General features: G+C 59.9%; 12 protein-coding genes. 11 read left to right on the top strand and 1 reads right to left on the bottom strand.

Annotated features, from left to right (window positions below; genetic code table 11):
• The first annotated feature begins 63 nt into the window (after positions 1 to 63).
• From H559_RS0113885 to H559_RS0113855, 7 genes are all read left to right on the top strand, one after another.
• Positions 64 to 2,355, top strand: a complete 2,292-nt coding sequence (locus H559_RS0113885; protein WP_162143337.1) for a PAS domain-containing sensor histidine kinase — start codon at positions 64 to 66, stop codon at positions 2,353 to 2,355.
• Positions 2,352 to 3,002, top strand: coding sequence for a response regulator transcription factor (locus H559_RS0113880; protein ID WP_028453162.1), 651 nt, complete (start codon positions 2,352 to 2,354; stop codon positions 3,000 to 3,002). Before H559_RS0113885 ends, H559_RS0113880 begins: the two co-directional genes overlap by 4 nt.
• Positions 3,003 to 3,148: 146 nt before the next feature.
• Positions 3,149 to 4,393: an ABC transporter substrate-binding protein gene (locus H559_RS0113875; RefSeq protein WP_028453161.1), complete on the top strand. Its 1,245-nt coding sequence runs from the start codon at positions 3,149 to 3,151 to the stop codon at positions 4,391 to 4,393.
• 87 nt (positions 4,394 to 4,480) lie between these two features.
• Complete coding sequence (locus tag H559_RS0113870; protein ID WP_028453160.1) at positions 4,481 to 5,380, top strand: carbohydrate ABC transporter permease; 900 nt, start codon at positions 4,481 to 4,483, stop codon at positions 5,378 to 5,380.
• Positions 5,373 to 6,230, top strand: coding sequence for a carbohydrate ABC transporter permease (locus H559_RS0113865; RefSeq protein WP_028453159.1), 858 nt, complete (start codon positions 5,373 to 5,375; stop codon positions 6,228 to 6,230). Before H559_RS0113870 ends, H559_RS0113865 begins: the two co-directional genes overlap by 8 nt.
• Positions 6,231 to 6,242: 12 nt before the next feature.
• Positions 6,243 to 7,331 carry an ABC transporter ATP-binding protein gene (locus tag H559_RS0113860; RefSeq protein WP_028453158.1) on the top strand — a complete coding sequence of 363 codons (1,089 nt, stop codon included), beginning with the start codon at positions 6,243 to 6,245 and terminating at the stop codon, positions 7,329 to 7,331.
• A gap of 59 nt (positions 7,332 to 7,390) precedes the next feature.
• Entirely contained in the window at positions 7,391 to 8,152 is a 762-nt protein-coding gene (locus H559_RS0113855) for a transporter substrate-binding domain-containing protein (protein WP_028453157.1), read from the top strand.
• Positions 8,153 to 8,154: 2 nt separating this feature from the next.
• Here the strand turns inward: H559_RS0113855 and H559_RS22820 are convergent, their stop codons facing one another.
• Positions 8,155 to 8,328, bottom strand: coding sequence for a hypothetical protein (locus tag H559_RS22820; protein ID WP_155845440.1), 174 nt, complete (start codon positions 8,326 to 8,328; stop codon positions 8,155 to 8,157).
• Here H559_RS22820 and alr point away from each other — a divergent pair.
• From alr to H559_RS0113835, 4 genes are all read left to right on the top strand, one after another.
• Positions 8,327 to 9,397: an alanine racemase gene (gene alr, locus H559_RS0113850; RefSeq protein WP_028453156.1), complete on the top strand. Its 1,071-nt coding sequence runs from the start codon at positions 8,327 to 8,329 to the stop codon at positions 9,395 to 9,397. The genes H559_RS22820 and alr overlap by 2 nt on opposite strands.
• Before the next feature lie 101 nt (positions 9,398 to 9,498).
• Complete coding sequence (locus H559_RS0113845; RefSeq protein ID WP_028453155.1) at positions 9,499 to 10,725, top strand: aspartate kinase; 1,227 nt, start codon at positions 9,499 to 9,501, stop codon at positions 10,723 to 10,725.
• Positions 10,726 to 10,843: 118 nt separating this feature from the next.
• Positions 10,844 to 12,007, top strand: coding sequence for a BaiN/RdsA family NAD(P)/FAD-dependent oxidoreductase (locus H559_RS0113840; protein ID WP_028453154.1), 1,164 nt, complete (start codon positions 10,844 to 10,846; stop codon positions 12,005 to 12,007).
• A gap of 653 nt (positions 12,008 to 12,660) precedes the next feature.
• Complete coding sequence (locus tag H559_RS0113835) at positions 12,661 to 13,869, top strand: RtcB family protein (RefSeq protein ID WP_028453153.1); 1,209 nt, start codon at positions 12,661 to 12,663, stop codon at positions 13,867 to 13,869.
• Positions 13,870 to 13,873 lie beyond the last annotated feature (4 nt).

Below are 13,873 nucleotides of genomic sequence, written 5' to 3'. Positions count from 1 at the left end.
CGGAGCCGGAGCCTTATGCTTGATGCTATGAAAAACAGCTTGTGGTCAGGAATCGGTTTTCGCTTGCGCAGGCAATGGCCCTGGTCTTTCGCCTACATCATGCTGGCACTGGTCGTTGTTGCGCTCGGCGTCTATCTGTGGGTGGACTGGCACAAGGAAGTGAGTCGCCAACAGGCGACCATGGCGCAGGATCTGCTCTGGCAGGAGCAGGAAGTCAGGGTTCGTCTGCAGACCAACCAGAACGTGCTGGAGAACCTCGCTTATGCGCTGGCGGCCGGCGCAATCAGCAGCAACGATTTCCGGGTCAGGGCGGAAGGACTGCTGCGCGGCAATCCGGAAATTCTGGCCATTGAATGGGTGAATGCCTCCGGTGTGCGACAAAGCGGCCTGCCGGTCTACAGCAGTCGCCCCCCGTCGCTGCCGGCACTGGAAGATGCCCGCGTGACTGAAATGCTGGATGGTGCGGCCATCCTGGGTTATCCGGTCTATTCGAACGTCCTGCATCATGATGATGCGGCGATGGTGATGCAGGCCGTGCCGTTTTTTCATGGCACGGTCTATCAGGGCGCGGTACTGATCACCTATGGTTTGCCTGGCCTGCTGCAGCAGCGCGTTCCGTGGTGGATGGTGCAGCGCTACGATCTGCAGCTGATCGACGTGCAGGGCAAGGTGCTGGCCCCCCTGCGCAATATGCCGCTGCTCGAAGGTGCGGTGGTGCGCGAAGTCAGTTTTGACCCGCCGGGGCAGGGCTTGCGCCTGCGCGCTGTAGCGGTGCAGCAACGGCATGGCGCCTGGGTACGGCTTGGTGTCTGGTGTCTGGTGCTGTGTTTTGTGCTGCTGGTTGGCTGGGCGCTGCACCTGATGCGGCAGCGTCTGCAGGAGCGGCAGAAGGCCGAGCGGGTGCTGTCGGATGAAATCCTGTTCCGTGCCGCGATGGAAAACTCGCTGGTCAGCGGCTTGCGAGCCATGGATCGCGAGGGCCGGCTGATGTACGTGAACCCGGCCTTTGCAGAAATGGTGGGCTGGAGCAGCGCCGAATTGATCGGCCAGCAACCGCCGATGCCCTTCTGGCCTCCGGAGGAGCTGGCAAGGTGTTCGGCGGCATATCAGGCCATCCTGCAGGGAGACTGTCCGGCCAACGGCTTTGAGCTGCGTTTCATGCGGCGCAATGGCGAACGCTTTGATGTGCGCCTGTATTCCTCCAAGCTGATCGACAGCCGGGGCGAGCATCGCGGCTGGATGGCGTCAATGTACGACATCACCGAACTCAGGCAGGAGCGCGAAGCGCTGGCCGCGTCGCGCCAGCAGATGCTGACCGTACTCGACGGGCTGATGGCGGCCGTATCCGTCTGGGACATGCAGACCGGCGAATTGCGCTACCGCAATGAGCATCACGCCAATACCTTTCGCCTGCCCGATGATGCCGGTTCCGTCTGTCTTCTGCCGATGCAGCAGGACAGGGCTCTGCCCGGCGAAGGCATGGTGGCGGATTGCCTCGATGTGCAGACCAATCGCTGGTATCAGGTGCAGCGCCGGCCGATCCAGTGGGTGGACGGGCAGGCGGTCTGGCTGGAAATCGCTACCGACATTACCGCGCAGCGGCAGGCCGTCGAGGCAGAACGCATGCGCGATGAAAAACTCCAGCATACCGCCCGGCTTGTCAGCATGGGCGAGCTGGCTTCGAGCCTGTCGCACGAACTCAATCAGCCGCTGGCTGCGATTGCCAGCTACAGTGCTGCCTGCGCCAGTCTGCTGGAGCAGCCGGTGCCGCCGCTGGAAAAGGTGCGCACCACACTGGGCAAGATTGGCGAACAGTCGCGCCGCGCCGGCAAGATCATCCGGGGCATCCGCGAATTCGTGCTCAAGCGTACGCCGACAACCGAAATCCTGCGTCTTGAAGAATTGCTGGAAATGCCGCGCCAGCTGCTCGAGCCGGTAGCCAAGCGTTTCCGTACTACGATTGATATCCGCCTGCCCGCGCGCCTGCCGGCGCTGTCCGGAGACCGCGTGATGCTGGAGCAGGTGCTGTTCAACCTGATCAAGAACGGCATCGAGGCAATGACCGATACGCCGGTGGCAGACCGCCGCATTACGGTGACCGCCGAACGCGAGGATCATTACCTGCTGGTGCGGGTTGCTGACCGGGGTAGCGGCATTGCCCACCCCGAGCAACTGTTCCAGCCCTTTTTCAGTACCAAGACCGATGGCATGGGGATGGGCCTCAATATCTGCCGTTCGGTGATCGAGCAGCACCGCGGGCATCTCTGGGCCGAAGCAAACCCGGCCGGCGGTACGCTTTTCTGTTTCCGGCTGCCAGTCGTGCAGGCGGGTTTTTCTTCCCAGGAGTCCGCATGAATCCAGTCCACGTGAATCAATACAAGCCCCAGATCGCCGTGATCGATGACGACGTTGCCGTGTGCGACTCGCTGGATCTGCTGTTCGAAACCCGCAACTGGCCGGTCAAGACCTTCTCCTCGGCCGAACTGTTTCTCGAGGAAGGCCACCCCGAAAATTATTCCTGCCTGATTGTCGACGTGCGGATGTCGGGGATGAGCGGGCTGGCTCTGTTTGCCCGCCTGAAAGAAGACTTCGCCTACATGCCGCCACTCATTTTCCTCACCGGCCATGGTGATGTGCCGATGGCGGTCAATGCGGTGAAAGAGGGGGCGGCCGATTTTCTGGAAAAGCCCTGCGATCATCACAAGTTGCTGGCCAAGGTCGAGGCCTGCCTGGCGCGCGACGCTGAAGTGCGTGCCAGCCGCACGCATCAGGATTCGGTGCTGACGCGTCTTGAGGAGCTGACCCCGCGCGAGCGGCAGGTCCTGCGCGAGATTCTGGCTGGCAAGCTCAACAAGCAGGTAGCTGACCGGCTGGACATCAGCATCAAGACCGTCGAAGTGCATCGAGCCCGCATCTTTACCAAGATGCGCGTGCATTCAGCGATGGAGCTGGCGGCGATGCTGAAGGATATTCCACTGGAATCGTGGTGCCCGCACCCCTGATCTGACAGCGAATCATTGCTTGAGTGTAAGGCCTTGCCCCAAGCGGTGATTACCTGATGTTGTCTCCCGTGTAGTCAATCTAAAGTGCACTACACCAGGGTCTACCGATAAAGATCCGGTTCATACCACGACTAGGAGATCGATACATGGCTTACCCGAAACTCGCGGCGCTGTCTGCCGGCATGTTGCTCGCTTTTTCCGCCCAGGCAGCCGAAGTGGAAGTTCTGCACTGGTGGACGTCTGGCGGCGAAGCCAAGGCGGCAGGCGAACTGAAAAAAACCATGGAAGGCAAGGGCCACAAATGGAAGGATTTTGCCGTGGCCGGTGGCGGCGGTGAAAACGCCATGACTGCCCTGAAAACCCGTGTTGTCTCCGGTAATCCGCCGGCGGCCGCACAGATCAAGGGGCCGGCAATCCAGGAATGGGGCGCTGAAGGCGTGCTGGCATCGATCGACGATGTGGCCAAAAAAGACAAATGGGATACCTTGCTGCCTCCCGTCGTGGCCAATGTGATGAAATACAAGGGGCAGTATGTAGCTGCTCCGGTGAATGTGCATCGCGTGAACTGGCTGTGGGTCAACCCGACGCTGCTGAAAAAGGCCAATGCCAAGGTGCCCGGCACCATCGATGAGCTGTTTGTCACAATGGAAGCGCTGAAAAAGGCCGGCATCCAGCCGCTCGCCTATGGCGGCCAGCCCTGGCAGGATTCCACCGTATTTGAGAGCATCGCGCTGGGCGTGGGTGGCGCGGACTTCTACCAGAAGGCATTTGTGAAGCTGGATCAGGCAACGATCAAGAGCCCGACCATGCTGAAGGCACTGGACACCTACAAGAAGCTCAAGCCTTACACCGACAAGAACGCTCCGGGCCGCGAATGGAATCTGGCAACGGCGATGGTCATCAACGGCAAGGCAGCGATGCAGTTCATGGGTGACTGGGCCAAGGGCGAGTTCCTGGCCGCCGGCAAGGTGCCGGGCAAGGATTTCCTGTGCGTCGCCGCGCCGGGAACAGCCAAGGATTTCACCTTCAATATCGACAGTTTCGTCTTCTTCAAGCAACCGAACAAGGACGCAGTGAAAGGCCAGCAGGATCTGGCCACCGCACTGATGAGTCCGTCCTTCCAGGAAAGCTTCAACCTCAACAAGGGGTCGATTCCGGCGCGTACCGGCCTCGACATGAGCAAGTTTGACGAATGCGGCAAGAAGTCGTCCGAAGATTTCAAGGCTGCTGCTGCCGGCAACACGCTGGCGCCGTCCTGGGCTCATGGCATGGCGATGTCGTCCGCCACCCAGGGTGCGATGTTCGACGTGATCTCGCAATTCTGGAATGACGACAAGATGACAGCCCAGCAAGCCGCCGACAAGCTTGCCACCGCTGCCAAGACCAAGTGATGAGATGGGTATGTTTCTGTAGCCATTATTAATCAAGTCTTGTAGCTGTATACCCGCCACCATCCGGTGGCGGGCCGGAGATCCACCATGTCTACGACCACGCATTCCGCCCATTACGGCTTCGCGGAACGATGGCTGCCGCGCCTGGTTCTGGCGCCATCCTTCGTCTTGTCGCTGGTATTCATTTACGGTTTCATTGCCTGGAACGGCTATCTGTCGTTTACCGCTTCACGCATCATGCCCAATTACGAATGGGTTGGCCTGGACCAGTACCGCATCCTGTTCGAGAACGAGCGCTGGTGGGTGGCGGTACAGAATCTCGGCCTGTTCGGTCTGCTGTTCATCGCCGGCGCGATGGGAATCGGCATTTTCCTGGCCGTTCTGCTGGATCAGAAAATCCGTGCCGAGGGCGTGTTGCGCACGATCTATCTTTATCCGCTCGCGCTTTCATTCATCGTTACCGGCACAGCCTGGAAGTGGATGCTCAATCCGGGCCTCGGACTGGAAAAGCTCATGCATGACTGGGGCTTTGCCAATTTCACTTTCGACTGGCTGGTGAACCCGGATTACTCGATCTACACCGTGGTGATTGCTGCGATCTGGCAGTCGTCCGGTTTCGTGATGGCGCTGTTTCTGGCAGGGCTGCGCGGCATCGACGACAGCATCATCAAGGCGGCGCAGATCGATGGCGCCAGCCTGCCGCGCATCTACTGGCGCATCGTACTGCCGGCGCTGCGCCCCGTTTTTTTCTCCACACTGATGATCCTGTCGCACATCGCCATCAAGAGCTTCGATCTGGTGATGGCGCTGACCGGTGGCGGCCCGGGTTTTTCGTCCGACGTGCCGGCGACCTTCATGTACCAGATGGCGTTCACGCGCGGCCAGATGGGGCTTGGCGCCGCATCGTCGATGATGATGCTGGCTACTGTTGCCGCTCTGGTCGTTCCCTATCTGTATTCCGAGCTGAGGAGCAAGCGCCGTGGCTGATCAATCCAAATTCTGGCGCACTGTCATTTATGGCGTGCTGTTCCTGGTGGCGGTGTACTACCTGCTGCCGCTCTACGTGATGCTGACTACTTCGGTCAAAAGCATGGATGAAATCCGCGCCGGCAACCTGCTGTCGCTGCCGCTCGACATTACCTTCGCTGCATGGAGCAAGGCCTGGTCATCGGCGTGCACCGGGGTCGATTGCGGCGGTCTCGCGCCGTATTTCTGGAACTCGGTGATGATGGTGATCCCGGCGGTGGCAATCTCCACCGTGCTGGGTGCGGTCAATGGCTATGTACTGTCGAAATGGCAATTCCGCGGCTCGGAAGTTGTCTTTGCGATGATTCTTTTTGGTGTGTTCATCCCCTTCCAGGTACTGCTGTTGCCGATGGCGCAGACGCTGGGTGTGTTCGGCATGGCCAGTTCGATCAGCGGGCTCGTTTTCGTGCATGTGGTTTGCGGGCTGGCGAGCACCACGCTGTTTTTCCGTAATTACTATGTCGGCATTCCGGATGAACTCATCAAGGCGGCGCGGCTTGATGGTGCCGGCTTCTGGCGGATTTTCTTCCGCATCATCCTGCCGATGTCCACGCCGATCCTGACCGTGACCGTTATCTGGCAGTTCACCCAGATCTGGAACGATTTCCTGTTCGGCGTGGTGTTCTCCAGCATCGAATCGCGTCCGATTACTGTTGGCCTGAACAATCTGGCCAATACCTCGACCAGCGTGAAGGAATACAACGTCGACATGGCTGCGGCGCTGATTGCCGCGCTGCCGACCATTGTCGTCTACGTGCTGGCTGGCAAATATTTCGTGCGCGGGCTGACTGCCGGCGCAGTAAAAGGTTAAGGGAGTAAAAACATGGGTGCTTTGGCCATCAAGAACGTGACCAAATCCTTCGGGGATACCCACATCCTGAAGGGCATCAATATCGAGATCGACGCCGGCCAGTTTCTGATTCTGGTGGGGCCTTCGGGTTGCGGCAAATCAACGCTGATGAACATCATCGCCGGACTGGAGGCGCCCACGAGCGGCGAAGTGCACATCGCTGACCGCGTCGTGAACAATGTCGCGCCGAAAGACCGCGACATTGCGATGGTGTTCCAGAGCTATGCACTGTATCCGACGATGAATGTGCGGCAGAACATCGCCTTCGGTCTGGAAACACGCAAGGTGCCAAAAGCGGAGCAGGACGAGATCATCGCCCGTGTCGCCAAGATGCTGCAGATCGAACACCTGCTGGGGCGCAAGCCGAGCGAACTGTCGGGTGGGCAACGCCAGCGCGTGGCCATGGGACGCGCGCTGGCGCGCAATCCCAAGCTCTTCCTGTTCGACGAGCCGCTCTCGAATCTGGATGCCAAGCTGCGCGTGGAAATGCGCGCGGAGATCAAGCAGCTGCACCAGCGCCTGAAGACGACGATTGTGTATGTGACCCACGACCAGATCGAGGCGATGACGCTGGGCGACCGCATTGCGGTGATGAAGGATGGCGTCATCCAGCAGTTCGGCAGCCCTCAGGAAATCTACGACGCACCGGCCAATCTGTTTGTTGCCGGTTTCATCGGATCGCCGGCGATGAATTTCATTCCCTGTCACATTGCCGAACAGCAGGGCGTCATCGGTGTCGCGCTGCAAGGGGAGGGCGAGCCGGTATTCTGCGCCCTGCCACCGCGCCTGGCGCAGGCAGGCCGGGTCGGGCAGGCCGTGATTCTCGGGCTGCGGCCGGAGCAGTTTGATCTGGCCGGGGCGGGCAATGGCGTGGCATGCCGTATCCGCATCATCGAGCCAACCGGACCTGACACCATGCTGTTCAGCCAGCTCAACGGCCGTGACATCATCGCTCGCGTGCATCCGCGCCACGCTCCGCAACCGGGCGAGCTGGCCTGGCTCGCACCGGATCTGGGCAAGGCCGTGCTGTTTGATGCGGTAACAGAAACACGTCTATCCTGAACATGTTTCGCTGTGTGCGGCGCGGGGCATCGCACGGCGGATCTGGGAGGGCGCTTCTCATGCTGCGGGGATTGATTTTCCTGCTGTGTTGGCTGTTTGGCGTGGCGTCTGCGGCGCCGCGCACGGTCATGCTTTACAGTCATTATGACTACCCGCCGTTTGTGATTCCGGATGGCGAAGGGCTGAACCAGCGCCTCGCCGAACGCATGAGTGCGCTGTCGCAGGGGCGCTACGCGTTTGTGCTGCAAATGCTGCCGCGCAAACGGCTGGACCAGTTGCTGGCAACGCCGGGCTGGCAGGGTGTAGTGCCCTGGGTGAATCCGCAATGGTTCGACGATGTGCGGCAGCAGCGATTTCTCTGGAGCGCAGCCTTGCTGCATGACGAGGATCTGCTGCTGTCCCGGCCGGAGCTGGCGCTGGAATGGCGCGGCCCCGAATCCCTGCAGGGCTTGCGCCTGGGCGGCATTCTTGGGCATCGCTATGTCGATGTGGATGCGCTGGTCGGCCGCGGCCTGATTTTGCGCGAGGACGTGCCGACGCTGGAAGCCAATGTTCGCAAATTGATGGCGGGGCGCGTGGACGCCATTTTTGTTTCCCGCAGCGGCTATTTCTGGCTGGCGCAGCGTTTTCCTTCACTGCCCCGTGATTCCCATCTCTCGGCGGTGCCGCGCAGCCGCTATGACCGCCATCTGTTTACGTCCGGCAGCGATGCCGCATTGAATGACTTTGTGCTGGCGTTGCCGGCGCGGCTGGCTCGCGACCGGGAGTGGCTGGCCGTGCTGGCTCAGTTTCAATTGCAGCCTGCAGAGTATCAAAAGTAATTTCATTGGGTATGAGTCTGTAACCATTGATAATAAATGGCTTTGTATGTATACAATTTGGGGTATCCTGTTTTTCCAGCCGCATCCCTGTGGCCGCTGGCGGCAATTTTTGCCAACAGCCAGCTGACGCCAGGCGTATAATCGGCGGACTTTATCCCTCGTGAATGCTTGGCCATGAACCGCCCCCTGCTTGCCCGCATCCATCCCGCCGCACTGACTCACAATCTTGCCCTGCTCAAGGCGCGCAGCTCCGGCGCGATGATGTTCGCGGTGGTGAAGGCCAACGCCTACGGGCATGGGCTTGAGCGTGTGGCGCCAGCTCTGGCCGCGACGGATGGCTGGGCAACCCTGGAGTTGGCGAGTGCCATCCGCTTGCGCGAAATGGGTTACACACAGCCGATTGTCCTGCTTGAGGGCGTGTTCTCCGCTGACGAGCTGCCGCTGTGCGCCAGCCATGCAATCGGCTGCGCGGTGCACTCTCCGGAGCAGTTGCGCTGGCTGGCTGATGCCGATCTGGCGCGGCCGCTGGCGATTTTTCTCAAGCTCAACAGCGGCATGAACCGCCTCGGTTTCGCCGCTGAAGACGCGCCGGCATTGCTGGCGCGGCTGCAAGCCATGCCCAGTGTCGCCAGCGTGACGCTGATGACGCATTTCGCCACTGCCGACGAGCCCGAAGCAGGGATCGCCGCACAGCTGGCGCGTTTCCGTGCCGCTACCGCCGGCCTAGATGTCCCGGTCAGCCTTGCCAATTCGGCCGCGCTGCTCGATTACCCGGAAGCGCATGGCGACTGGGTGCGCCCCGGCGTTGCGCTCTATGGTTCATCCCCGTTTGCCGATCGCAGTGCAGCCAGCATCGGCCTGCAGCCAGCCATGTCGCTGACTTCAGAACTGATCAGCGTGCGTGAACTTGTTGCCGGTGACGCAGTCGGATACGGCGCGACGTTTGTCGCAGACCGCGCGATGCGGATCGGAACGGTCGCCTGCGGCTATGCGGATGGTTATCCGCGCCATGCGCCGACCGGCACGCCGGTGGCAGTCAATGGCGTGCTGACACGGCTGATCGGCCGGGTGTCGATGGACATGCTGGCAGTGGATCTGGACCCGGTTCCTGCTGCGGTCGTGGGCTCGCCGGTCGAACTATGGGGTAGCCAGGTCAGCATCGATGCAGTAGCCACTGCCGCCGGAACGATTTCCTACGAGCTGATGTGTGCCGTGGCACCGCGCGTTCCCTTTACAGTCGATTGAGTTTTTTTGCATAACAGTCCGGCTGATACTCCCACAAGTCAGGGCATTGCTTTACAATGTCGGGCTTATTTTGAAACACTTTCCAACCTGCAGGTTGCATCATGGCACTGATTGTCCAGAAATATGGCGGCACGTCGGTCGGTTCTCCCGACCGCATCAAGAACGTGGCGCGGCGCGTGGCCAAGTTCAAGGCGCAAGGGCACGACATTGTGGTCGTGGTTTCGGCGATGTCCGGTGAGACCAACCGCCTGATCGCGCTGGCCAAGGAAATCCAGGCTCAGCCCGATCCGCGCGAGCTGGACGTCATTGTTTCCACCGGCGAACAGGTCACCATCGGCCTCCTTGCAATGGCGCTGAAAGAGCAGGGTGTTGATGCCGTAAGCTACACCGGTGGCCAGGTCAAGATACTTACCGATTCCGCCCACACCAAGGCCCGCATCCAGCACATCGACGATGCCAACATGCGTGCTGACCTGAACGCAGGACGCGTCGTGATCGTCGCCGGCTTCCAGGGAGTGGATGCCGAAGGCAACATCACCACGCTGGGCCGTGGCGGTTCGGACACTTCCGGTGTGGCACTGGCTGCCGCGCTCAAGGCTGACGAGTGCCAGATCTATACCGACGTGGATGGCGTTTACACCACCGATCCGCGTGTGGTGCCGGAAGCGCGCAAGCTTTCGACCATCACCTTCGAAGAAATGCTCGAGCTGGCCAGCCTGGGCTCCAAGATTCTGCAAATCCGCTCGGTCGAATTTGCCGGCAAATACAATGTGAAACTGCGCGTGCTGTCGTCCTTCCAGGAAGAAGGCGAAGGTACGCTGATCACTTTCGAGGAAGACTCTACCGTGGAAAAACCAGTCATCTCCGGCATCGCCTTCAACCGTGACGAAGCCCGTATCAACGTGATCGGCGTTCCGGACAAGCCGGGCATCGCTTACCAGATCCTCGGCCCGGTGGCCGATGCCAACATCGACGTCGACATGATCATCCAGAACGTCGGCCAGGATGGCACCACTGACTTCTCCTTCACTGTACCGAAGGGTGAATTCCCGCGCGCATTGAAGGTGCTAGACGAAGTGAAGAAGCACGTGGGTGCGCGTGAAGTCAGCGGTGACGACAAGATTTGCAAGGTATCCATCGTCGGTGTGGGCATGCGCTCGCACGTTGGCGTGGCGTCCACCATGTTCCGCACGCTGGCTGAAGAAGGCATCAACATCCAGATGATCTCGACTTCGGAAATCAAGATTTCCGTGGTGCTGGACGAAAAATATCTGGAGCTGGCCGTACGCGTACTGCACAAGGCTTTCGGTCTGGAGCAGGCGGCCTGATCGACTGGCGAGGCTGCGGCCTCGGCCTTCGCAGCCAAAACCCCGGCGCATGCCGGGGTTTTTTCATGGTGTTGCAACAGAGTGACAGCCGCTTGTCGGCGGACATGGAGTGAAAAAGATGCTGGAAACCGATGTTGTGGTGCTGGGGGCTGGCGCTGCCGGCATGATGTGTGCGGCTACCGCCGGCCAGATGGGGCGGCGTGTCGTGCTGCTGGATCATGCCGAAAAACTGGCCGAGAAAATCCGCATTTCCGGTGGCGGGCGCTGCAATTTCACCAATCTGCATGTTCGGCCGGAGTGCTATCTCTCGGCCAATCCACACTTCGTCAAGTCGGCACTCAAGCAGTACACGCAGCACGATTTCATGGCGCTGATGCAGAAGCACGGCCTCTCCTGGACCGAGAAAACACTCGGCCAGCTGTTCTGCGATCAGGGCTCGGAAGCGGTGATCGCCATGCTCAAGAAAGAGGCAGACGATGCCGGTGTGAACTGGCGCATGGGGACCGAGCTGTTCGAGGTGGAAAAGGCGCCGGAAGGCGGCTTTGTCGTACGGACGTCGAAAGAGAACTGGCTTTGCCAGTCACTGGTCGTGGCAACCGGCGGCTTATCGATTCCGCAGATAGGTGCTACGGGTATTGGCTTCGAGCTGGCGAAGCAATTTGGTTTGCCGCTGATACCCACTGTCCCGGCGCTGGTGCCGCTGACATTCCAGCCGCAGGATCTGTGGGGTGAACTGGCCGGAATCGCTCTCGACGGCACGACTGTTTCCTGTGACAGAACCACTTTTCGCGAGGCCCTCCTGTTGACGCACAAAGGGGTATCGGGCCCGGCCATTCTGCAAATTTCCAGCTACTGGGAGCCGGGTAAACCCATCGTGATTGACATGTTGCCGGATGTGCCCGATGAGGCCATTTTCCCGGTCGCTCAACGCGACAAGTCCGTACTCAACCTGCTGGCCGAGCATCTGCCGCGTCGCGTGGCGCAAGCCGTTCTCGGCGACGAAAACCGGCCGCTCAAGCAGCTCAACCCTCCGGAAATCGAGGCGATACTGCAGCGCCTGCATCACTGGGCCATCATCCCGTCAGGCACGCAGGGCTACCGCAAGGCCGAGGTGACGCGGGGCGGAGTGGACACCGCTGCGCTGTCTTCCAAAACCATGATGGCGCGTGATGTACCGGGCCTGTTCTTCATCGGCGAAGTGGTTGATGTGACCGGCTGGCTGGGTGGTTACAATTTTCAGTGGGCTTGGTCATCCGGATATGTTGCAGGTTTGAATGTTTAGGTATATCTTGAAATTGCATCAGCAACTCACGAAAGGAGCAGAGCTTGGAAGTTAAAGTTTGGCAGTTTCGTGATGCGACCCGAGTGGTCGCCTAAGCTAACCCGCCCAAGGGTTGCCTAAACCGGATGCCGCTGAGAAGTCGTTACACAGCCGTTGCAGTAGTAGTGCAGTACGCAGTAATGAAGTTCCGTTAGCTGTTGTTGTAGTTCACGTGCAGACCCAATTCGCAGCCATCCGTGGCTGGAGCACAAAGAGTGCAGATGAAAAGCAGTACCGGGTCGGCCTTCGTTCTTTATGCAGTAGCAGTTCCTGAGTCGCTTGTTTTTTTCAACCCAACTGTTGTGCAGTAGTTGCAAATGTAGTGAAGTTGAAGCAAAGAAGTAGCAGGACAGCGGAATCCGGCGGTATAAACGGGGTGCTTCGAGCACCCCGTTTTCATTGGTGCTCCGGCAATGCAGTCATCAGCCCGTTTGTTCAACCCGTCACGTGATTCGCTCACGTACCCAGCACAAGGAGTTTAGCCGTGACCCGTTTTGTGAAAATCATCGCCTGATACAGCGCCCGAATTCCCCGGATTCGGCGTGCGCTGGCACGCCGGGTTCGCCAAAGGCCCCGGCTTGAAACCGGGGCTTTTTGTTTATGGAATTCAATTTATGCCAGTAATACAACAACTCGACAAGGCGCGCGTACCCGTCAAGATCTGGACCGACGATATCGCGCCTGATGCCTTGCAGCAATTGCTCAACACGGCCCAGTTGCCGATCGTGCACGGCCACATTGCCGCCATGCCCGATGTTCACCTCGGGATCGGAGCCACCGTGGGCTCGGTCATTCCCACCCGCAATGCAATCATTCCGGCCGCTGTCGGCGTGGACATCGGCTGCGGTATGAATGCCGTGCGCACGTCGCTCACGGCCAGCGATCTGCCGGAAACGCTGGCACGAGTCCGCTCCGCCATTGAAGCGGCCGTGCCGGTGGGCTTCGGCCAGCATGAATGGGATCGCGTACGCGGATCATCGCATCAGCGCATTGCGCGTCCGCTCAATGACAGGCTGGACAGCCTGCTTGGCCGCCATCCGGGGCTCATGAAAATGCAGCGGCAGTTTGCCCGCACCTGGATCTGCCAGATCGGCACGCTGGGGGGCGGGAATCACTTCATCGAGTTATGTCTGGATGAAGCCCTGCGGGTATGGGTGATGCTGCACTCCGGCAGCCGTGGCACCGGCAATGTCATCGGCCGCTACTTCATCAATGCCGCACAGAAAGACATGCGGCGCCATCAGGTCAATCTGCCTGATCGTGACCTGGCCTACTTCAGCGCTGGCTCCGATCTATTCGATGATTATGTCGAAGCCGTCGAATGGGCGCAGGACTACGCGCTGACCAATCGCAGGGAAATGATGCGCCTGGTGGTCGATGCGATGAAGCCGCATCTGCCCCCCTTCGTGCTGACCGATGAAGCGATCAACTGCCATCACAATTACGTGAGCCGGGAAACCCATCTGGGCGAGTCGCTATTCATCACCCGCAAGGGGGCGATTGCAGCGCATGCTGGCCAGCTCGGCATCATTCCCGGCAGCATGGGTACGCGCAGCTATATTGTCCGCGGGCTGGGCAACGCCGAATCCTTCTGCTCGTGCAGCCATGGCGCGGGGCGACGCATGAGCCGGACTGAAGCCAGAAAGCGTTTCAACCACTTCGATCTGGCGAAACAGACGGAAGGCGTGGAGTGCCGCAAGGATGGCGGGGTGGTGGATGAAATTCCCGCTGCCTACAAGGATATCGACCGGGTCATGGCCCAGCAGGCTGATCTGGTCGAGGTTGTTCATACCCTCAAACAGGTGCTTTGCATCAAGGGCTGATCAG

The sequence above is a fragment of the Chitinilyticum aquatile DSM 21506 genome (assembly GCF_000430805.1).
In the GTDB taxonomy this organism is placed as follows: domain Bacteria; phylum Pseudomonadota; class Gammaproteobacteria; order Burkholderiales; family Chitinibacteraceae; genus Chitinilyticum; species Chitinilyticum aquatile.
Note: the sequence above shows the minus strand (reverse complement) of the source record. Positions and strands in the feature narration are given on the sequence as shown.

Excerpts from the sequence above, each read along its gene's own strand:
- H559_RS0113880 (WP_028453162.1), top strand. The coding sequence starts at position 2,352 with ATGAATCCAGTCCACGTGAATCAATACAAGCCCCAGATCGCCGTGATC.
- H559_RS0113875 (WP_028453161.1), top strand. The coding sequence starts at position 3,149 with ATGGCTTACCCGAAACTCGCGGCGCTGTCTGCCGGCATGTTGCTCGCT.
- H559_RS0113870 (WP_028453160.1), top strand. The coding sequence starts at position 4,481 with ATGTCTACGACCACGCATTCCGCCCATTACGGCTTCGCGGAACGATGG.
- H559_RS0113860 (WP_028453158.1), top strand. The coding sequence starts at position 6,243 with ATGGGTGCTTTGGCCATCAAGAACGTGACCAAATCCTTCGGGGATACC.
- H559_RS0113855 (WP_028453157.1), top strand. The coding sequence starts at position 7,391 with ATGCTGCGGGGATTGATTTTCCTGCTGTGTTGGCTGTTTGGCGTGGCG.
- alr (WP_028453156.1), top strand. The coding sequence starts at position 8,327 with ATGAACCGCCCCCTGCTTGCCCGCATCCATCCCGCCGCACTGACTCAC.
- H559_RS22820 (WP_155845440.1), bottom strand. The coding sequence starts at position 8,328 with ATGGCCAAGCATTCACGAGGGATAAAGTCCGCCGATTATACGCCTGGC.
- H559_RS0113845 (WP_028453155.1), top strand. The coding sequence starts at position 9,499 with ATGGCACTGATTGTCCAGAAATATGGCGGCACGTCGGTCGGTTCTCCC.
- H559_RS0113840 (WP_028453154.1), top strand. The coding sequence starts at position 10,844 with ATGCTGGAAACCGATGTTGTGGTGCTGGGGGCTGGCGCTGCCGGCATG.
- H559_RS0113835 (WP_028453153.1), top strand. The coding sequence starts at position 12,661 with ATGCCAGTAATACAACAACTCGACAAGGCGCGCGTACCCGTCAAGATC.